At 69.2% G+C, this 19,076-nt stretch carries 18 protein-coding genes; 12 read left to right on the top strand and 6 right to left on the bottom strand.

Annotation, left to right across the window (positions count from 1 at the left end):
- Positions 1 to 32: 32 nt before the first annotated feature.
- Complete coding sequence (locus ACQP1P_RS47300; RefSeq protein WP_433081848.1) at positions 33 to 521, top strand: methylated-DNA--[protein]-cysteine S-methyltransferase; 489 nt, start codon at positions 33 to 35, stop codon at positions 519 to 521.
- A 56-nt stretch (positions 522 to 577) separates the two neighbouring features.
- Here ACQP1P_RS47300 and ACQP1P_RS47295 read toward each other — a convergent pair whose 3' ends face one another.
- Positions 578 to 1,657 carry an inositol-3-phosphate synthase gene (locus ACQP1P_RS47295; protein ID WP_433081846.1) on the bottom strand — a complete coding sequence of 360 codons (1,080 nt, stop codon included), beginning with the start codon at positions 1,655 to 1,657 and terminating at the stop codon, positions 578 to 580.
- A gap of 23 nt (positions 1,658 to 1,680) precedes the next feature.
- Positions 1,681 to 2,283 (bottom strand): PadR family transcriptional regulator, encoded by a 603-nt coding sequence (locus ACQP1P_RS47290; RefSeq protein WP_433081844.1) that lies wholly within the window; start codon positions 2,281 to 2,283, stop codon positions 1,681 to 1,683.
- Between the two features lie 184 nt (positions 2,284 to 2,467).
- Here ACQP1P_RS47290 and ACQP1P_RS47285 point away from each other — a divergent pair, with 184 nt between their 5' ends.
- The 5 genes from ACQP1P_RS47285 (at position 2,468) to ACQP1P_RS47265 (ending at position 9,766) form a co-directional block, all read left to right on the top strand.
- Positions 2,468 to 2,887: a DUF5318 domain-containing protein gene (locus ACQP1P_RS47285; RefSeq protein ID WP_433081842.1), complete on the top strand. Its 420-nt coding sequence runs from the start codon at positions 2,468 to 2,470 to the stop codon at positions 2,885 to 2,887.
- A 541-nt stretch (positions 2,888 to 3,428) separates the two neighbouring features.
- The gene (locus tag ACQP1P_RS47280) at positions 3,429 to 5,957 is read left to right on the top strand and encodes a transglycosylase domain-containing protein (RefSeq protein WP_433081840.1); all 2,529 of its coding nucleotides are present in this window, start codon (positions 3,429 to 3,431) and stop codon (positions 5,955 to 5,957) included.
- Between the two features lie 116 nt (positions 5,958 to 6,073).
- Complete coding sequence (locus ACQP1P_RS47275) at positions 6,074 to 7,246, top strand: glycosyltransferase 87 family protein (protein ID WP_433081838.1); 1,173 nt, start codon at positions 6,074 to 6,076, stop codon at positions 7,244 to 7,246.
- Positions 7,247 to 7,251: 5 nt separating this feature from the next.
- Positions 7,252 to 8,742, top strand: coding sequence for a glycosyltransferase family 87 protein (locus tag ACQP1P_RS47270; RefSeq protein ID WP_433081836.1), 1,491 nt, complete (start codon positions 7,252 to 7,254; stop codon positions 8,740 to 8,742).
- A 394-nt stretch (positions 8,743 to 9,136) separates the two neighbouring features.
- Positions 9,137 to 9,766 carry a TetR family transcriptional regulator gene (locus ACQP1P_RS47265; RefSeq protein WP_433081835.1) on the top strand — a complete coding sequence of 210 codons (630 nt, stop codon included), beginning with the start codon at positions 9,137 to 9,139 and terminating at the stop codon, positions 9,764 to 9,766.
- A 47-nt stretch (positions 9,767 to 9,813) separates the two neighbouring features.
- Here ACQP1P_RS47265 and ACQP1P_RS47260 read toward each other — a convergent pair whose 3' ends face one another.
- Complete coding sequence (locus ACQP1P_RS47260; protein WP_433081833.1) at positions 9,814 to 12,033, bottom strand: hypothetical protein; 2,220 nt, start codon at positions 12,031 to 12,033, stop codon at positions 9,814 to 9,816.
- A 13-nt stretch (positions 12,034 to 12,046) separates the two neighbouring features.
- Here ACQP1P_RS47260 and ACQP1P_RS47255 point away from each other — a divergent pair, with 13 nt between their 5' ends.
- Entirely contained in the window at positions 12,047 to 12,535 is a 489-nt protein-coding gene (locus tag ACQP1P_RS47255) for a hypothetical protein (RefSeq protein ID WP_433081831.1), read from the top strand.
- Here ACQP1P_RS47255 and ACQP1P_RS47250 read toward each other — a convergent pair.
- Entirely contained in the window at positions 12,507 to 13,280 is a 774-nt protein-coding gene (locus tag ACQP1P_RS47250; RefSeq protein ID WP_433090442.1) for a deoxyribonuclease IV, read from the bottom strand. The genes ACQP1P_RS47255 and ACQP1P_RS47250 overlap by 29 nt on opposite strands.
- A gap of 155 nt (positions 13,281 to 13,435) precedes the next feature.
- Here ACQP1P_RS47250 and ACQP1P_RS47245 point away from each other — a divergent pair, with 155 nt between their 5' ends.
- The 5 genes from ACQP1P_RS47245 (at position 13,436) to rplI (ending at position 16,237) form a co-directional block, all read left to right on the top strand.
- Entirely contained in the window at positions 13,436 to 14,341 is a 906-nt protein-coding gene (locus ACQP1P_RS47245) for a hypothetical protein (protein WP_433081829.1), read from the top strand.
- Between the two features lie 231 nt (positions 14,342 to 14,572).
- Entirely contained in the window at positions 14,573 to 14,863 is a 291-nt protein-coding gene (gene rpsF / locus ACQP1P_RS47240) for a 30S ribosomal protein S6 (protein WP_033359943.1), read from the top strand.
- 117 nt (positions 14,864 to 14,980) lie between these two features.
- Positions 14,981 to 15,514 carry a single-stranded DNA-binding protein gene (locus ACQP1P_RS47235; RefSeq protein WP_433081827.1) on the top strand — a complete coding sequence of 178 codons (534 nt, stop codon included), beginning with the start codon at positions 14,981 to 14,983 and terminating at the stop codon, positions 15,512 to 15,514.
- Positions 15,515 to 15,534: 20 nt separating this feature from the next.
- On the top strand, positions 15,535 to 15,774 hold the full coding sequence (gene rpsR / locus ACQP1P_RS47230; RefSeq protein WP_223100246.1) for a 30S ribosomal protein S18: 240 nt from the start codon (positions 15,535 to 15,537) through the stop codon (positions 15,772 to 15,774).
- 13 nt (positions 15,775 to 15,787) lie between these two features.
- Entirely contained in the window at positions 15,788 to 16,237 is a 450-nt protein-coding gene (rplI, locus tag ACQP1P_RS47225) for a 50S ribosomal protein L9 (RefSeq protein ID WP_433081825.1), read from the top strand.
- Positions 16,238 to 16,534: 297 nt separating this feature from the next.
- On the opposite strand, the gene ACQP1P_RS47220 is transcribed toward rplI, so the two are convergent.
- The gene (locus tag ACQP1P_RS47220; protein ID WP_433081823.1) at positions 16,535 to 18,064 is read right to left on the bottom strand and encodes a YfbK domain-containing protein; all 1,530 of its coding nucleotides are present in this window, start codon (positions 18,062 to 18,064) and stop codon (positions 16,535 to 16,537) included.
- A gap of 99 nt (positions 18,065 to 18,163) precedes the next feature.
- Positions 18,164 to 18,712 (bottom strand): hypothetical protein, encoded by a 549-nt coding sequence (locus ACQP1P_RS47215; RefSeq protein WP_433081822.1) that lies wholly within the window; start codon positions 18,710 to 18,712, stop codon positions 18,164 to 18,166.
- Between the last annotated feature and the right edge of the window lie 364 nt (positions 18,713 to 19,076).

The following is a 19,076-nucleotide window of genomic DNA, read 5'->3' as shown; positions in this document are numbered from 1 at the left end:
GAACGTCCGGCGAAAGGGGCAGAATTGGCGACGTGCGGTGGGTTGAGGTTCAAGCGCCGATCGATGCGCTCGGCGTGGCGGTCGACGAGGCGGGCATCTGCCGGGTGCGCTTCGGCGGCCTGCCGTCGAATGTGACGGCGGCGGAGCCGGACGAGGTGCTCACGCTGGCGAGCGACGAACTCACGCGCTATTTCGCGGGCGAGGAGATCGCATTCACGGTGCCGTTGTCGGTGCGCGGGGGCTCGGACTTCGAGCGCGCCGTCTGGCGGCAGCTCTACGCGATCCCGTACGCGCAGATGCGCACCTACGGCCAGATCGCGGCGGCGGTGGGCGAGCCGGACGCGGCCCGCGCCGTCGGCACCGCGTGCAACCGGAATCCGATTCCGGTCATCATTCCCTGCCACCGTGTCGTGGGCGCCGACGGCAAGCTGGTCGGCTTCGGCGGCGGTCTGTGGCGCAAGAAGATCATGCTGGAACTCGAAGCGAAGGTGCGCATCGAACGCGAGTTCGGCCTCTTATGACAATTCCGTGACAAAAAAGGGCCGGCCCGAGTGGGCCGGCCCTTCCGGAAGCGAAATCAGCGCTCGATCTCGCCCTTGATGAACTTCTCGACCGATTCGTGCGCGTCGTGGTCGTTGTACTGCACCGGCGGCGACTTCATGAAATAGCTCGACGCCGACAGGATCGGGCCGCCGATGCCGCGGTCCTTGGCGATCTTCGCGGCCCGCAGCGCGTCGATGATGACGCCGGCCGAGTTCGGCGAGTCCCACACCTCGAGCTTGAGCTCGGCGTTGAGCGGGGTGTCGCCGAAGGACTTGCCCTCGAGGCGGATGTACGCCCACTTGCGGTCGTCGAGCCACGGCACGTGGTCCGACGGGCCGATGTGCACGTCGGACTTGACCATCTCGTGCGGGATCTGGGACGTCACCGACTGGGTCTTCGAGATCTTCTTCGAGACCAGGCGGGTGCGCTCCAGCATGTTCATGAAGTCCATGTTGCCGCCGAAGTTGAGCTGGTACGTGCGCAGCAGCTCGACCCCGCGGTCCTCGAACAGCTTGGCCAGCGCGCGGTGCACGATCGTGGCCCCGACCTGGCTCTTGATGTCGTCGCCGACGATCGGCAGCCCGGCGTCGGTGAACTTCTGGGCCCACTCCGGGTTCGAGGCGATGAACACCGGCAGGGCGTTGACGAACGCGCAGCCCGCGTCGATCGCGGCCTGGGCGTAGAACTTCGCCGCCTGCTCGGAGCCGACCGGCAGGTAGCACACGACCACGTCGGCCCGCGCGTCGCGGAGCACCTGGACGACGTCGACCGGCTGCTCGTCGGACTCGTCGATCATCTCGCGGTAGTACTGCCCGAGGCCGTCGTGGGTCGGGCCGCGCTGGACGGTCACGCCGGTCGGCGGCACGTCGCAGAACTGGATCGTGTTGTTCTCGCTCGCGCCGATGGCCGCTGCGAGGTCCTGGCCGACCTTCTTCGCGTCGACGTCGAACGCCGCCACGAACTCGACGTCGCCGACGTGGTAGTCGCCGAACTTGACGTGCATCAGACCCGGTACTCGGTCATTCGGGTCGGCGTTGCGGTAGTACTCCACGCCCTGGATCAGGGACGAGGCGCAGTTGCCGACACCGACGATGGCAACGCGGACGGAGCTCATCGCGGATGCCTCCTTCTTGTTGTTCACGATGACCGCTCCGGATCTTGGGCCGAAGGCGGCTGAGGGGTGGTGCCATTGCGTTCGTTCGCAATGAGCTCTTCGAGCCAGCGGACCTCGCGCTCACACGCGTCCAGGCCGTGCCGCTGCAGTTCGAGCGTGTAGGCGTCGAGCCGCTCGGCGGCCCGGCTGAGCACGTCGCGCATGCCCTCGCGGCGCTCTTCCACGCGCCGGCGGCGGCCCTCGAGGATCCGTAGCCGGGTGGCGGGGTCGGTGCGCGCGAAGAATGCGAAGTGCACCCCGAAACCGGCCTCGCTGTCGTAGGTCTCGGGTCCAGCGGCACCGAGCAGCTCCTGGAAGCGCTCCTTGCCTTCCGCGGTGATCGTGTAGACCACGCGACCCCGCTTGCTGGTGAGCAGGGGTACCTCGTCGGCGCCCGCCGGGCCGTCGGCGGGTGGAGCACCCTCGGTGATCCAGCCGTCCGCCTGCAGCCGGCGCAGTGTCGGATACAGCGAGCCGTAGCTGATTGCGAAGCGGAACGCCCCCAGCTTGGTCGTCAACTGCTTGCGCAGCTCGTACCCGTGCATCGGGGACTCGTGCAGAAGGCCCAGGATCGCCAACTCGAGCACTCCCGGCCTCCTTCCGGTAACCGGCCCGATGTATCGGACCGATACATCGAACGGTAGGTCGGGATCCCGCGTCATGCAACAAAAGCGACCAAGTGCTCTGGAGCACACCGCTGGTCGTCTATCGGACGGTTACCGATCGTGACGGGAGTCGCCGTGCGGCGCGCGACCGCGTACCCTCGGCCCCATGCGTACCCAGCGTCAGGTTGTCGACTTCTCCCTGAGAAGACGCGCCCTGCTGCGTGAGGTGCAATCCGGACGCGTCGGCACGTATGAGGTGTGCGACGCGTCGCCATACCTGAAGAGCGCTGCGAAATTCCACGGCGAGCCGACGGAGGAGCTTTGCCCCGTCTGCCGCCGCGAGAACCTCACCCTGGTGCACTACATCTACGGGGATGAGTTGCGGCAGTCCTCGGGGCAGGCGCGCCGGCTCGCCGAGCTGCCGATCCTCGCGATGACGCTGAGTGAGTTTCATGTCTACGTCGTGGAGGTCTGCCGCGCCTGCGGTTGGAACCACCTCGTCGAGCAATACCTGCTGGGCCGTGACGGACTCGCGACCGAGGGTGGCGACCCACCCTCGCGGATACGAGGAGGCGCGGCGGAGTGAACCTGTTGCACGTGACAAAGCGTTGTCACGAGGACGGGCCGATGCTCGCTGACTTTCCTGGTGCGACCCGCGATCCGCGGCAATGGGGCCGCGCCGCGACGGCCGCGCCCGGAGTGGCGCAGCTCACAGACACGACGGCGACGCATCACGCGCCGACGATGCAACCGGCAAGGTGGGACGAATGAACTACGGTGACCCGAGCAACCCCCAATCGGGCCGCGCGCAGGTTCCTGGGATCCAGCCGGAACCCCCCTCGCCCAACCCCTCCGCCCCGCCGGCCGGCCGGGCGCAGGTCGGGCGCGCGAGCGTCGGCGGTGGCGGGGCCACCGGCTCGGCGAGCGTCGGCTCGGCCCGCGTCGGCGGTTCGGCGAGCGTGGGCTCGGCGCGAGTCTCACCACCCGAGGGGCCCACGGGCCGCGCATCCGTGACGGGCTCGGCGAGCGTCGGCTCCGCTCGGGTCGGCGGTTCGGCGAGCGTGGGCTCGGCGCGGGTCTCACCCCCCGAGGGACCGACGGGCCGCGCCTCGGTGGGATCGGCGTCGGTGCCGGGCGCCGCGGGCCGCGCGACCGTGGGCCGCGCCGTCGTCGGATCCGCCGCGGTCGGCGCACCGTTCGGCGACGTCATGGAGGGTCCCGGAGGCCCCGGGGGTCCCGGCGGTCCGGGTGACCTCCCCCCGGGCTCGGGCGGCAGCGGCGGCAAGGACGGCCGCAGCGTCACCGCCAAGGCCAAGAAGCGCCGCCGGCGCAACATCCTCATCGCCTCGATCGCCGCGTTCATCATGATCGCCGGCATCGGCATCGTCGCCGGGACGTACTACTTCGACAAGGTCGCACTGCCGGACGACATCTCGCTGGACCAGTCGACCACGATCTACTACTCCGACGGCCAGACCTCGATGGCTCGCATCGGTGAGAACCGCACGGTCCTGGCGTTCAAGGACATCCCGACCGACATGCAGCACGCGGTCGTGGCGGCCGAGGACAACAGCTTCTACACGAACGACGGCGTCGACTACAAGGGCGTCGTCCGGGCGGCGTGGAACAACATCTCCGGCGGTGACCGGCAGGGTGCCTCGACGATCAGCCAGCAGTACGCCCGCCGCTGGGCCGAACTCGAGGGCGTCACCTACGCGCGAAAGCTCCGCGAGGCGGTCATCGCGCTGAAGCTCAACCAGCAGTACAGCAAAGACGAGATCATGACGATGTACCTCAACGTCGTCTACTTCGGCCGCGGCGCCTACGGCGTCGAGGCCGCCGCCCAGGCCTACTTCGGCAAGCCCGCGAAGGACCTGAAGACGAACGAGGCCATGCTGCTGGCCGGGCTGATCAAGAACCCGGAGGGCAACAGCGGCAAGGGCTCGCCGTTCGACCCCAACATCGACAAGGCGCAGGCCCAGGAGCGGTTCAACTACATCAAGGGCCAGATGATCAAGTTGAACTTCGTCCCGCAGGCCGAGTCGGACACGCGGATGAAGTTCCCGGACAACGTCATCACCCCGGCCGACGCCCGGAAGCGCTCGGTGGCCGCGCAGAACCTCGACAAGCCCGAGGGCCTGATCGTCCACCACGTGCTCGGCGAGGTCGCGGCGCTGACCGACCCGCGCACCGGCCAGCTGCTCTACGAGGACACCGACGGCGAAGGCAAGAAGAACTTCGACCGGATCCGCAACGGCGGTCTGAAGATCGTGACCACGATCGACAAGGACATCCAGCCGATCGCGGTGCGCGAGGCCAGCCGCAACAAAGACTCGAACATGAACAAGCAGCCCGACAACCTGCAGGCCGCGCTCGTCGCGGTCGAGCCCGGGACCGGGGCGGTGAAGGGCTATTACGGCGGCGACAGCGGCAACGGGGGCGACTTCGCCGGCTATTACAACGACCCGGTGCTCGGCAACGGCGAGGACAGCTGCTGCGGCGGCCACCCGCCGGGCTCGACGTTCAAGGTCTACACGCTGGCGACGGGCCTGATGGCCGGCTACCGCATCGACTCGATGTGGGACGGCAACTCCCCCGGTGACTTCCCGGCGTCCGGCCGGTCGATCAAGGGCGGCAACCCGGTCAAGAACGCCGGCGAGAACCCGGTCTCCCATCCGAAGTGCGAGTCGGGCTCGAGCAGCTGGTGCACCCTCGAAGAGGTCACCGTGATGTCGCTCAACGTGCCCTTCTTCGCCCTCGCCGAGAAGGTCGGCGCGGACAAGGTCATCGACACCGCCCGCGCGGCCGGCATCACCGACATGTGGGCCACCGTCAACGGCAAGTCGACGAAGATCGACATGACCACCAAGACCGGCAAGGACCTGGTCCCGGGCACCTTCAACACCGAGGTCGCGTTCGGGCAGTACCCGGTCACGGTCCTCGAGCACGCCGGCGGCATCGCGACCATCGCGGCCCGCGGCTACGCGGCCAAGACGCACTTCCTCAAGGAGGTGTGGACCGACGGGAAGAAGACCTACAGCGAGGTCATCAACCCCAAGCGGATCCCGGGCTTCACCGACGGCATGTCCGACGACATCAACACGGTGCTGCAGGGCGTGCCGGAGCACTACAAACTCAAGATGAAGGACGGGCGCCAGATCGCCGGCAAGACGGGCACCTGGCAGTACGGCCAGAACCAGAGCGGCAACGCGCACGCCTGGATGGTCGGTTACGCCGCCTACGACCCGGTGAAGAAGAACCCCGATCTCGCGGTCGCGGTCTGGGTCGGCAACAAGAAGGACGAGCAGCCGATCAAGGACTCGAAGGGCACGTCGATCATCGGTGGTTCGCTGCCGGGTCCGATCTGGCGCGACTTCCTCAACGACGCGCTGACCGCGATCAAGGCACCCAAGGTCAACTTCCGGCCGCCGGCCAACACCGGCCGCCTGGACGTCGGCACGGGCATCTCGCCGCAGCCGAGCGCGCCGGTGGTCGACCCGAACAACCCGGGCGGCGGCAACCCCGGCCAGGGCAACACCGATAACCCGGGCGGCGGCGGCCCCGGCCAGGGCAACAGCCAGGGCCCGGGCGGCGGCAACGGCGGCGGCAACGGCGGCGGCACGGTGCCGACCACCACGGCCACCCGAAGACGCTGACATCAGCAGGGTCTGATGTGTGCGGCCACGGCCACGGCGGTATGTTCGCCGAGACCGTGGCCGCATTCTGTTGGGGGTTGGCGTTGGACTCGGGCAGGCGCAGGGTCGTCCGATGGGTGCTGCTCGGGCTCTTCGTGGCGCTGATCGTCTACGGGCACATCTGGTACCGCAACCGCCACGACTGGTTCGACCTCGGCATCTACCGCCAGGCCGTGAACTGGTGGCTCGACGGGCACAACCTCTACGACTACGTCAAGCCCGACGACACCCAGGGCCAGCTCGGCTTCACCTATCCCCCGTTCGGCGCGCTCGTCCTGGTGCCGTTCGCGGTGTTGCCGTGGACCGGGGCCGTGATCCTCTACAGCGTCATCACGGTCGCGGCGACCCTCGTGACGACCTGGTGGCTGTTGACCCCCGAGGCCCGGCGCAAGGGCTGGGAGCTGCCGTTCGCGCTCGTCCTCGCGCTCGCCGTGATCAGCGCGCTCGAGCCGATCCGTGAGAATTACACGTTCGGCCAGATCAACATGGTGCTCGTGCTGCTGGTCCTGGCCGACCTGTTGGTGCTGCTGCCGCGCGGGAGCCGATGGGCCGGGGTGCTCATCGGCCTGGCCGCGGCGATCAAGCTGACCCCGGCCATCTTCATCGTGTACCTGCTGCTCAGCCGCCGGTACCGGGCCGCGATCACGGCGGCCGTGAGCGCCGCGGTCGCGAGCCTGCTGGCGTTCGCCGTCATGCCCCGGGGCTCGATCGACTTCTGGACGGACGCGTTGTGGAAGGGCGAAGGGCTCGGCAACGCGGCGTACACCTTCAACCAGTCCTTCTACGGCATGCTCGCCCGGCTCTCCGCGCCCGGGGACCCGAACCGCCTGGTCTGGGCCGTCCTCGTGCTGGCGGCGCTCGGGTTCGGGCTGTGGCGGGCGCGCCGGGCCGCGCTGGCCGGCGACGAGGTGGTCGGCCTGACCCTCACCGGGATCGTGGGCTGCCTGGTCAGCCCGATCACCTGGGTGCATCACATCTACTGGTTCGTCCCGGCGCTGATCGTGCTGGCCGCGACCCGCCGGCGCGCCTGGTTCGCCGTGGTCATCGCGCTGACCGTCGGGCTCGGCCTGGTCTCCTGGTTCGAGCAGGGGCTGCCGGTGGACCCCTGGAGCCATGGGGTTCAGGGATTCATCATCAAGAATTGGTACCTCCTTCTGATGGTCGCGTTGCTCTTCGCTCTGCCGATCCGGAAGGATTCCCGCGTCGAGCCGGGCCTTGCATCGACTTCCGAGCCCGCGACGGTACGGTGACCAACATGCCGATGAGTACGGGTCAGCCAAACGTGCGCCCCGAACGTCTAGTCGACGAGCCCGCCAGCTCCGACCGCTTCGTCGGTGGCCTTTCCGAGGCGATCGGCGGCCCGATGGGCAACCACGCCGTGCGGACCTGGAACCGGCTGTCCGCCGGCGGCCGCTTCTGGACCCCCGCTCGCGTGGTCCTGCTGCTCATCTGCGCCATGCTGAGCTTCCACTGGATGCAGAAGTCCCCGTGCCGCGACGCGGCGTGGACGGACATGAAGCAGTACAAGTACTTCTGCTACACCGACGTCCTCGCGCTCTACTACGCCGAGGGCCTCAACGAGGGCCAGGTCCCCTACGCCGACCACCAGGTCGAGTACCCGGTGCTGACCGGCGCCTTCATGGGCGTCCTCGGCCTGCCGGTGCACGACCTGCACGAGCGCGGCATCGTGCAGAACGACGGCCAGACGTTCTACGACGTCAACGCGGTCGTGCTCGGCGCCTTCGGGATCGCGGCGGTCGCGGCCACCCTGGCCGTGCGCCGCCGCCGGCCGTGGGACGCGGCGCTGCTGGCCGCGGCGCCCGCGATGTTCGTGTCCGCGACCGTCAACTGGGACCTGTTCACCGTCGGGCTCACCGCCATAGCCCTCGCCTACTGGGCGAAACGAAAACCGGTCCTCGCCGGGGTGTTCCTCGGCCTGGCGACCGCGGCGAAGCTCTATCCCGTCCTCATCCTCGGCGCGCTGCTGGTGCTGAGCATACGAACGGGCAAGTGGAAGGACTTCTTCATAGCCGTCGGCTCGGGCGTGGTCACCTGGCTCGTGGTGAACCTGCCGGTGGCGATCTTCTTCTACGACGCCTGGGCCAAGTTCTGGCAGTTCAACCAGTTGCGCGGAATCGACTGGGGCACGCTGTGGTACATCGGCGCGCACTTCCCGCGGGGTAACGGGCAGTACGGATTCCCGTTCTTCCAGAACCTCGACCAGGACCCCGAGCACGCGACGCTCAACATCCTGTACCTCGGCCTGTTCCTGATCGCCTGCGCCGGCATCCTCATCCTCGGGCTCACGTCCGCGAAGGAGCCCCGCCTGGCCCAGCTCGCGTTCCTGATCGTGGCCGCGTTCCTGATCACGGGGAAGGTCTGGTCGCAGCAGTACGTCCTGTGGCTGATCCCGCTCGCCGTGCTCGCCCGACCTCGGTGGGGGGCCTTCCTCGCCTGGCAGGTGGCGGAGGTGCTCTACTTCGTCTCCTTCTACGGGGAGCTCATGGGGGCCTCGGGGCGCCAGGTGTTCCCGGAGGGCGTGTTCGTGCTCGCCTCGATCCTGCGGCTGGTGACGCTCGCGATCGTGTGCGGTTACGTCATCCGCGACATCCGCAAGCCGGAGGAGGACGTGGTTCGCCAGACGTACGAGGGCCAGGACCCCGACGGCGGCACCTACAACGAGGACCCGTTGGACGAGGAGCTGCCACGGGCGTCGGGCGGGCCGGCGCTCGTGACGTCCGGGTAGCCCTGGTTCCGACCTGGTTTCCGTTTCACGTGAATCCATGATCGGCCCGGCTCGATGCCTGACCCGCGTCGAGCCGGGCCGCTCTTTTTGGTGTTCGGCCGCTTCGCTCAACAAGTCGCGTGCCTCGCGCCGCCGTTCCGCGCCTCCGCTTCGGCCCCGATAAGTCGGGCGCTTCGCGCCGCGACTTATCGGACATTTCACGATATTGCGGGGCTCAGGCGGGGCTCGGCCTCGACTGGGTGCAGGCGCACAGCCACGAGCACGGCGATTGCACCGGCGAGGGCGAACACCGCCTCGTCACCAGCCATGAAGCCGCCGAGTCGCAGAGTCTTCGTCAAGACATGCAAGGAGAATATTAGACTCAGTATAAGATTGATCCTGGCATCGTTATCCCATGGAGAGTTCGCGGCTTCGGGGCGTGCCGGATGGTTCGACGCTGCGAGAGCGCAAGAAGGCGCAGACGCGGTCGGCGCTGTGGAGCGCGGCCATCGAGCTGTTCCTGGCGCACGGCTTCGACAACGTGTCGGTGGCCCAGGTCGCGGCGGCGGCGGGGGTCTCGAAGATGACCTTCTTCAACTACTACCCGACCAAGGAAGACCTGGTGGTCGGGCCGATGTCGGAGCACATCGACGAGCCGGCCAGGGTGGTGCGCGGCCGGGGCGACGGGGAGCCGGCGGTCGACGCGCTGCACCGGCACTTCCTCGAGGGGCTCGCCCGCCACGAACCGACCACGGGGCTGTGCGACAAGCCGAACGTCCTCGCGGTGCTCCGCCTGATCTTCACGACGCCGAGCCTCACCCAGCGCACCATGGCGATCCTGAGCGAGTCGTCGGACGTGCTGGCGGCCGAGCTGGGGCCGGACTTCTCCCACCGCGTGGCGGCTTCCATGATCACGGGCGTGCGCAACGCGCTGATCCTGGAGAACACGAAGCGGATGCTGGCCGGGGAGAGCGCCGACGCGGTGTACCCGTCCGCCGTCGCCGACGCCAACGAGGCCTTCAGCCTGCTGCGCTCGGGACTCTGAGTCCGGCCGGGCCGCGGACGTCTCCCCGCGGCCCGCCGGCCCCGGGGCTATCCGTCGATCTTGTAGAGGATCACGTCGCCCTGTTCGGTGCGCGTGATGCCGAGGCCGTCGATGGGCGCGTCGATGGCCTTCGCGTATTCGGTGCCCTGGGCACGGTCGCGCAGGACCACGACGGTGCGCACCTTGAGCTCGCGCAGCTGCGCGACGGTGGCCTCGTCCGGGAACTGCTGCATGTTGAGGCGCAGGATCTGCTGGTCGTCCGGCGTGAACCCGCTGCCGCCGTTGACCATCTTCGGCAGGCCGTCCGTGCTCCACAGCATGGTGTTCATGTCCTGCAGCTCACCCGTCGGCAGGACCATGAGCGGCGCCTCGAGCGTGCTCATCGCGACCGGGGCGGGCGGCACCTCCGGGTTGGGCTGCCACTTGTGGACGCCCTCGGCCAGGACGAGCACGAGCGGGATCAGCGTGATCAGGCGCCACACGCCCGCCCGGTTGCCGACGTCGGACTGGGTCTGGTCGGCGAAGAGCTCGACCGCGCGGTCCGCGAACGCGCTCACCGCCCCCGCGGCGAGCAGCGCCAGGAACAGCGTCACCCAGACCATCAGCCGGCCCGACGTGCGGATGCCCTCGAAACCGGGCAGCACGCGGTAGAGCGCCATGTAGCCGAAGTCGCCGTGCCCCGGGCCGTTGCTGCCCATCGCCAGCATGGCCGTGAGCACCACACCGACGCCGAGCAGGACGCGGTGCTGCAGCTTCCAGACCGACACGAACAGACCGGCGAACGCGAGCCCGTAGAGGAAGAAGCCCGGCAGCAGCGCCATCTCCGGCGCCCAGCCCAGCGTCGAGCGGGCGTTCGCGTAGGCGTCGCCCCACAGCGCCGACTCCGGCGGCGAGATGAAGAAGCCCTTCAGCGGCGGCGAGAACAGGCTGATGATCTCCGCGCTGCGCTTGGCCTCCTTGTGCTGCTTCAGTACCTGCAGATACGGGTACGCCATCATGGCGCTCACCCCGGCGAAGGCGAGCCCGCCGCCGAGGTTGGCCGCCAGCAGCTTCCATCCGAACGGCCGGCGCTCCTTCCAGCGGAACACCTGCCGGTAGCCCCACGTGATCGCGCTGGCCAGCACCGCGAACAGCAGCGCGTAGGCGAACGGGATGCCGATGCCGAAGCCGAGGCTGATCTGCCACGCGGCGACGAGCCAGCCGCCCACGACCCAGCCCCACCGGCGCTTCTCCGGCTCGTACCCGTTCTTCAGCGAGAACCCGTGCCCGCGCGCCAGCATCGCCAGCGACAGCGCGATCCCGCCGATGGACAGCACGTGCAGGTGCCCAGCCTGCCCGAGGCGCCACGGCGCGTAGGCGAACGCCGCACCCGCGACCGCGGCCCCCGTGCGCCCGGCCCCGAGCTGGCGGACCAGCGCATAGGCGCCGAAGAAGGCGAACGCGAAGATGAAGATGAAGACGAAGTTGTACCGTACGACAGCGGCCTCTGGCCCCGTCCCGATCATGCCCGCCGGGGCGTACCCGAGCAGGGTGTCGGAGAACGCGTAGCTGTACTGATCCGGGTAGAACGCGTTGGCGTGCCACAACTGCAGCGGGTCGGTCGTGAGGATGTGCCCGGCCCACGCCATCTGCCAGGCCTGCAGCGTCGGGTCCCAGATGTCCTGCGGGATCGTCGTGGCCGGATGCTTGATCGCGGGCCAGGTCATGGCGATCGCGAGAATGATGGACCCGATCGCGGCGAGGGTCCACTCGTGCGCGAAGAACCGCGCGAGCGCCGACCCACTTCGGCGGCCGATCCGCCCTACGCGCCCGGGGACGAACTCGGGCTCCGGCGCGAACGCGCTGAACGGGTCCCCGTCGTCCTTGTTCTTCTCGCCGTCTTTCGCGCTCGCGTCGCCGTCCTTGGCGTCCTCGGCACCCTCGCCGTCGCCGGTCTTCGCGTCCTCGTCGTCGCCGGTGCCGGAGTCGCCATCCGCGGCGCTCTTGCTGTTGCTGTCCGCGTCGCTGGCGCTCTTGCTGTCCGCGGTGCTGGTGCTCTTGCCGTCGCTGGCGCTCTTGCCGTCCGTGGCGCGGGTGCTCTTGCCGTCGCTGGCGCTCTTGCCGTCCGCGGCGCTGGCGCTCTTGCCCTCTGCGGTGTCCTTGCCGGTGGCGCCGTGCGTGTTGCTCTTGGCGTCGACGGTCTTCTCGCCGGCGTCGGACGGCTTCCCCGCCTCGGCGTCGGTGGCCGCGGCGTCGGAGTCGTCGCCCTCACCCGCCCAGGCGACCATGGCGTCGGCTTCGATGACCGAGGTGCGGGACTTCCTCGCCCTGCGAGCCTTGGACCTGGCCTTGGTCGCCCCATCGGATGAATCGGGTGCGTCCGTGGCCGTCTTCGCCGCCTCTGCCGTGGCGGTGCCCGCTGCGGCCCTTCCCGCGGTGTCTGTCGTCGTGGCGCCAGCTGCGGCACTCGTCGCGGTGCTCGCGGCGGCCGTCTCGCGGGAAGCGGTGTCCGCCGCGGCGGTCTGCGCGGTGCCGGCTGCGGCCGTCGCGGCGGTGCTCGCTGCCGTCGGCTCGCCGACGGCGGTGTCCGAATCGGCGCTATCTGAAGCGGTCCCGGGCGCGCCCGGGGCGACCGAAACTTTCCCATCGGCGGGGGCCGGCGGGATGGACCCGGGCGATTCGGGAGGCACTGGCCCGGCCGAATCCGAGGAATCGTCCGCCGACGGCTCCTCGGACACCGTCGGCTCCGACGAAACGTTGCTCACGCCAGCCGCTCCCGCAGGTAGGTGATGTCGGCGCCCTGGCCCTCGGCGCCGCCCGGAGTCTCGACGAGAGCCGGGGCGCCGGCCGCGCGGATGACCGCGACGATCAGCTCCGGATCGATCTCGCCGGAGGTCATGTTGTCGTGCCTATCTCGGCCCGAGTCGAAGCCGTCGCGCGAATTGTTCGCGTGGATCAGGTCGATGCGTCCGGTGATGGCCTTCACCCGGTCGACGATGTCGAGCAGGTCCTCGCCGCCGGCGTGGGCGTGGCAGGTGTCGAGGCAGAACCCGACCTCATAGTCGCCGATGGCGTCCCACAGCCGGGCCAGGTTGTCGAACCGGCGCGCGCAGGCGTTGTCGCCGCCGGCCGTGTTCTCGATCAGCACCGGGGTGGCGAAGCCGCCCTGCTCCGCGGCGTAGGCGAAGGTCTTGCGCCAGTTGTCGAAGCCCGCGTCGAGCCCGTCGGCCTTCTCCACATGACCGCCGTGGACGATGAGGCCCTTGGCGCCGACCTTCGCCGCCCCGGCCGCATGGCTGAACAGCAGCTTGCGGCTCGGAATGCGGATTCGGTTGTTGGAGGAGGCCACATTGATCCGGTACGGGGCGTGGACATAGACGTCGATCTCCGAGGCATTGATGGCCTCAGCATCCTCGCGGTCCTTGGGATCCGTCCAGCCCTGCGGGTCGGTCAGGAAGAACTGGATGAGATCGGCGCCGCGGGCGGCGGCCTCAGCCAGCGGCTCAGCGGGGTCGACATGAGCACCGATTCGCATGCCGCAGAGCCTACGACGTGGGTGTGACACTTCGCGCGACCCGCCTCTGCCCCGTCGGCCGAAGCGTCCGGAATGCCGGTCTTCCGTCACCGTCTCGCCGATCGCCTCGTTACGCACGTAGCCGCTCGTGATCGCGCCGGCGCTCGTATGGCTCGATGGAACGGCTCCCCCAATCGAATCCCCCAACCCTGGATGGCTACTGGATGGCTACCTTGTCTGGACACCGAACGGCAGTCCGCCTGGCGGCTACCGCCGCGGCGATCGCCGCCGCGGCCCTGACCGTGGGCGCCAGCCCGGTGAGTGCCGCCCCCGCCGAGCCGACCGTCGAGTTCTCCGGCGGCAGCGTGCTGAGCCTGCTGGTCTGCAAGTCGCAGCCGAACACCGCCGACCTGTCGGTGCCGGCCGACACGCGGATCAACTTCGTCAACCGTCTCGGTCAGAACGCGTCGCTGAAGGTGGACGGGAAGTCCGTGGCGACGGTACAGCCGAATCAGCAGGTTCCCGTGCTCTTCAAGAAGGGGCCCGTGGAGGTCGCGATGACCTTCGACTGCGGAGTCGGCGTCGTGCAGCAGTTCAAGCCCGTTGCGGTCGGCGTGACCGCGCCTCCGCCCGCTCCCGCCGCGACCGGACAGGCCGCGCAGGGGCCGGCCAAGGCGGCACCGGGCGCGACGAAGAGTGCACCGGCCAACGGACCTGCGGGCGCGGCGGCCGGTGCGGCCAACGGTGTGATCAACAACCGTACGGGTGGCGCGACCCGCTCGACCAAGACGCCGGCGGCGCAGGACGGGTCGGCGGCTGCGGCGGATGAGCTCGGTACCGAACCCGCGGACCCGTCGCTGCTGGACCCCAGCGCGGCGGCGGCCCCGGCGATCGGCGCGGACCCGAGCGCACCGGTCGACGACCGTGTCACCGTTGAGGAGCCCGTGGCCGCGAGCGGCCCGGCGAGCAACGGCCCGGCCGGCCTGCTGGCATTGGTCGCCACGGTCTGCGTGGTGGGTGTTGGAATCGCCGCAATTCGGGCTATTATTGCGCAGCGGGCATCACGCGCTAGCTTCGCATAAGGTACGGTTTTCCTTAGCTCCGCGGGGCGCCGTCATCCAACGCACCGGTGTGGTCGTTCCTCCCCAGGTCCCACCCAACGAAGCGGATGACGCGCCCCGCGGTCTTTTTCTGTCTGGACACGGCAACGTGTACTCTGGTTCGGTCCTCCCGCCTCGTGGGCGGGTGGACGACGCACGACCTCCTGCCGCGGATGGACCGCGGCCGCTTAGCCCGTGGGAGGTGAGAACGTCTTGCGTCATTACGAGATCATGGTGATCCTCGACGGAAGTCTCGAGGAGCGCACCGTAGCCCCGTCGCTCGACACGTATCTCAACGTGATCCGGACGTCGGGTGGCTCGGTCGAGAAGCTCGACGTGTGGGGCCGCCGGCGCCTCTCGTACGAGATCAACAAGAAGACCGAGGGTATCTACGCCGTCATCGACCTCCAGGCGTCGCCGGAGTCCGTAGCCGAGCTGGACCGTCAGCTGCGACTCAACGAGTCCGTGCTGCGCACCAAGGTCATCCGGCCCGAGGTCCGCTAAGCGGATTCGGGCGAGATCGATCTGCTTCGCCCGGCCGCAGGTCAGAGGGCGTGACCGGAAACTGTCGTACCCCTATGACAAGGTGGCCATACACCAGCGCGCGAGGAGTTGACTCATATGGCAGCGGGAGACACCACGATCACGGTCATCGGCAACCTGACCGATGATCCTGAGTTGCGTTTCACTCCGTCGGGAGCGGCGGTCGCCAAGTTCCGGGTGGCCTCGACCCCCCGGACGATGGACCGCCAGACCAACGAGTGGAAGGACGGCGATCCGCTGTTCCTGTCCTGCACGGTGTGGCGGCAGGCGGCGGAGAACGTCGCCGAGTCGCTGACCCGCGGGTCGCGGGTGATCGTCTCCGGCCGGCTCAAGCAGCGGTCGTACGAGACGCGCGAGGGCGAGAAGCGCACCGTCATCGAGCTGGAGGTCGACGAGATCGGCCCCTCGCTGCGCTACGCGACTGCCAAGGTGCAGAAGATGTCGCGCAGCTCCGGTGGTGGCGGCGGTGGATTCGGCTCCGGCGGCAACAGCGGCGGCGGTGGCGGAGGCGGCGGGTACAACGATGACCCGTGGGCCAACGCGACCCCGGCTGGTGGCGGCGGAGGCGGCGGCAGGTCGAACTCTTCCTTCGACGACGAGCCCCCGTTCTAATGGCATCAGGAGCAAGAGCAATGGCGAAGGCTGCGGCCCTGCGCAAACCGAAGAAGAAGGTGAACCCTCTCGACAAGGAGGGCATCGCCTACATCGACTACAAGGACACCGCGCTGCTGCGGAAGTTCATCTCCGACCGCGGCAAGATCCGCGCTCGGCGGGTGACCGGTGTGACCGCCCAGCAGCAGCGTCAGATCGCGCGTGCCGTCAAGAACGCGCGCGAGATGGCGCTGCTCCCCTACACCGCGACCACGCGCTAAGGGGGGCCGGGACATGAAGATCATCCTTACCCAGGAGGTCTCGGGCCTCGGGACCCCCGGCGACATCGTCGAGGTCAAGGACGGTTACGGGCGCAACTACCTGCTGCCGCAGGGATTTGCGATTCCGTGGTCCAAGGGCGCCGAGAAGCAGATCGTGACGATCAAGCGGGCCCGCTCGGCCCGGGAGATCCGCGACCTCGGGCACGCCAACGAGGTCAAGGCCCAGCTCGAGGGCCTCAAGGTGCAGCTGGCCGTTCGCGCTGGGCGCGAGGGTCGGCTGTATGGCTCGGTCACGCCGGCTGAGGTCGTCGAGGCCGTGCAGAAGGCGGGCGGGCCGGAGCTCGACCGCCGGCGGCTCGAGCTGCCGGGCCACGTGAAGTCGGTCGGCGACTACAAGGTGCAGATCAAGCTGCACCCGGAGGTCGCGGCCTCGTTCACGCTGAAGGTCACGGCGGCCAAGTAGGGCGCTTTGCAAGTCGTTGGGCCTCGGGGCGATCGTGCTCCGGGGCCCTTCGGGCTTTCTGGGGGCTGCCGGCTTTCCGGGGGCAGTTCCGAACCGACCGGTTGACTTGAACCCCTTCGGCTTTCCCGCGGACGCGAGCCGGGCGGCTGGCCTATGAGAGCCGGGCCGCATAGGAAAAGCACCGCGGACCTGGCTAGGGCGGCCCCTCTGCGGCCGAAGGCCTTCAGGGGCCGCCCTTTTGTCTGGCGGGAGCAACGGTCCGCAGGTGACGCGGCCCTAGCCATGGATCTTCGGCGTTCAGTCGTAGAGCTTGATCGCGTCGTTGATCGTGTTCGCGAGGTCGCCGGCCTGGGCCGAATCGCCGGCGTTTGCGGCGATCGTGCGCAGGTCGGCGAGGCGGACCTCCTCGGCGTACCGGCTGGCTCGCAGCACCTCGGCCAGGTAGGCCGCGGCGTAGTCGACTCGCAGCGGGCGGGGGGACTCGGCGAAGTCGGCGTTCAGGTCCGTGACCTTGACGGGCCGGGCGAGTTCGCTCGGCTGGTGGCTCGCCGGGTCCTGCCAGCGCACCCGCACGTCGGCCAGGTGGCCCTCGGCGCCGGGGCGCAGGTGCAGGGCGTACAGGGCCGTCACCGCGTGGCCGGGACCGACCTCGCCGCCGTCGACCCGGTCGTTGCGGAAGTCGGACGCGGCGAGGGCTCGGTTGTCGTAGCCGATCAGACGGTACGAGAGGACCGTCTTCGGATCGAACTCGACCTGGGCCTTGGCGTCCAGGGCGCGCACGGCGACGGTCGCGGGGAGCTGCTGCACGAAGACTCGGTCGGCCTCCGTCTGGTTGCTGACGTACACCACGTAGCCGTCGCCCTTGTCCGCCAACTGCTCCATGAAGCGGTCGCCGTAGTCGCTGCCCACGCCGACGCCCATGAGCGTGATCTGCTTGGCCGCCGCCTCCTGGATCTCGCGCACGAGCGGGGTGGCGTCGGTCGTGCCCACGTTCGGCAGGCCGTCGGACAGCAGGATGACGCGGTTCGTGGCGTTGCCGCGGAACCCCTTGCGCGCGGTGTCGTAGCCGAGGCGCAGGCCGGCCTCGAGGTTCGTGCTGCCCGAGACCTTGAGGCGGTCGATGGCCGCGTCCACGCCGTCGCGGTCGCGGACCTGGGTCATGGGGCGCAGGACCTCGGCCTCGTCGGAGTACGCGACGAGGGCCACGGAGTCCGTCGGGCGCAGCTGGTCCACGAGCGTGTGCAGGCCGCGCTGGACCAGGTCGAGCTTGCCCGGCTCCGACATCGAGCCGGAGACGTCCACGACGAAGGTCAGGGCCGCGTCCGGGCGGCCGGCGTCCGAACCGGCGCGGGTCTGCAGGCCCACGCGCAGCAGGCGGGTGGACTCGTCGGCGCCGCGGTGGGTGGACGGCATCCGCGCGCCGTCGGTGCTGATCGAGAAGCCGTTGCCCTCGGGCTCGCGGTACTGCTGGTCGAAGGAGTTCACGAACTCCTCCGGGCGGATCGTGCTCGTCGCGGGGCGGCGGCCGGATTCGAGGGTGCGTTTCGCGAAGCCGTACGAGGCCGTGTCGACGTCCACCGCAAACGTCGACACGGGCCGGTCGGCCGCGGAGACCTCGCCGGCGGCCGCGCGTGCGGCGTCGCCGTTCGACTCCGGCGTCGCGCCGCCGACCATGCCCCCCGGCGTGCCGTAGTTCTGGCCCGGGGCCGCCTTGCTCCCGCTGTCGCTGTCGAACTTGTCCGTGCCGCCGCAGGCCGCCAGCAGGGTGGCGGCCAGTGTCACCACCGCGGCGAGCCGCAGGCGTCGTACTGCGTGCCGACCGGCCATCGAAGCCTCCTCGTGAGGTGTTTGGCCGGTCAGACGGCGGCGCTCAGGGAACGGCTCCCGGCGTGATCCGACGGTGACCCAATGGTGATCGACGAGTTGTCAAAGGGAGAAGTGCTGCGTCGCCAGTACGGCGAATCCGACCGTCGCCACCCCCGCGCCCAGCACCGCGCTGGCGAAGCCGATCGCGAAGGGCCGCCAGCCCGTCGTCACCTTGCCCAGGAACATGGCGACCACGATGCTGATCGCCAGCGAGACGGCGAGCTGCGGCACCAGCCGGCCGATGTTCGTCAGGGCCTCGTCGTGCTGCGACGGGCAGGGCAGGCCGAACGCGTTGGTGCAGCCCGGGCGCGGGTCGTCGGGCAGGGTCAGCGACCACGCGGTGTAGGCGGCGAAGGGGATGAGGTACCAGCAGGCCGTCGAGATGAACGAGCCGATGTAGACGCTGTGCTGGTCCGGCTCCTCCTCGTCGTCCTCTTCCTCCTCGTCGTCCTCGCGGTCCTCGGGCGGGGGCGGCGGCAGGGGCAGGCGGCGGCGGGGACGTCGGGTGGCCCACTCGTCGTGATCGAGCACGCGGCCCTGGCCCGGACGCCGGTTCGGGTCGGAGCGGGCCGGGAACGGCTCGATGCCGTAGTCGTCCCCCTCCGACACACGCTGCTGCGGGATCCAGCGCTCATGGCGCGGATCCCAGCGGCCCGTCTCCGGTGCCTGCCGCTCGCGGCCTCGCGGCCGATCCCAATCCGGGTACCCCACGCCGGAAAGCGTCACCCTTTCGTGACCTTTTCGCAATCGGTCGTCCAGATGAGGATTCGCGAGGCTCTTTTTCCCGCACACAGGCTGTGGAGAACGTATGCGCAGCTCAGAGGACAGGTGAACGGGTCGTTCACGTAGTTTTCCACAGGGCTGTGCACAAGCTTTCCCAAGGTCTGCGGCCTCGGTCCACAGGTTGTCCAGAGGCTTGTCCACCGGCTAACTTTCACCCAACGCCAGTCGCCCCATACCGTTGCGCGGGCGC

Origin of the sequence: Dactylosporangium sp. CA-052675 (genome assembly GCF_050947935.1) — a bacterium.
Classification (GTDB): domain Bacteria; phylum Actinomycetota; class Actinomycetes; order Mycobacteriales; family Micromonosporaceae; genus Dactylosporangium.
The sequence above is the reverse complement of the archived record's forward strand: the minus strand, read 5'-3'. Positions and strand labels throughout refer to the sequence as shown.

Bases quoted from the DNA above. Each gene is read 5' to 3' on its own strand.
- ACQP1P_RS47295 (WP_433081846.1), bottom strand. From the start codon at position 1,657: ATGAGCTCCGTCCGCGTTGCCATCGTCGGTGTCGGCAACTGCGCCTCG.
- ACQP1P_RS47285 (WP_433081842.1), top strand. From the start codon at position 2,468: ATGCGTACCCAGCGTCAGGTTGTCGACTTCTCCCTGAGAAGACGCGCC.
- ACQP1P_RS47270 (WP_433081836.1), top strand. From the start codon at position 7,252: ATGCCGATGAGTACGGGTCAGCCAAACGTGCGCCCCGAACGTCTAGTC.
- ACQP1P_RS47265 (WP_433081835.1), top strand. From the start codon at position 9,137: ATGGAGAGTTCGCGGCTTCGGGGCGTGCCGGATGGTTCGACGCTGCGA.
- ACQP1P_RS47260 (WP_433081833.1), bottom strand. From the start codon at position 12,033: ATGGTCGCCTGGGCGGGTGAGGGCGACGACTCCGACGCCGCGGCCACC.
- ACQP1P_RS47255 (WP_433081831.1), top strand. From the start codon at position 12,047: ATGACCGAGGTGCGGGACTTCCTCGCCCTGCGAGCCTTGGACCTGGCC.
- ACQP1P_RS47250 (WP_433090442.1), bottom strand. From the start codon at position 13,280: ATGCGAATCGGTGCTCATGTCGACCCCGCTGAGCCGCTGGCTGAGGCC.
- ACQP1P_RS47245 (WP_433081829.1), top strand. From the start codon at position 13,436: ATGGAACGGCTCCCCCAATCGAATCCCCCAACCCTGGATGGCTACTGG.
- ACQP1P_RS47235 (WP_433081827.1), top strand. From the start codon at position 14,981: ATGGCAGCGGGAGACACCACGATCACGGTCATCGGCAACCTGACCGAT.
- rpsR (WP_223100246.1), top strand. From the start codon at position 15,535: ATGGCGAAGGCTGCGGCCCTGCGCAAACCGAAGAAGAAGGTGAACCCT.
- rplI (WP_433081825.1), top strand. From the start codon at position 15,788: ATGAAGATCATCCTTACCCAGGAGGTCTCGGGCCTCGGGACCCCCGGC.
- ACQP1P_RS47220 (WP_433081823.1), bottom strand. From the start codon at position 18,064: ATGGCCGGTCGGCACGCAGTACGACGCCTGCGGCTCGCCGCGGTGGTG.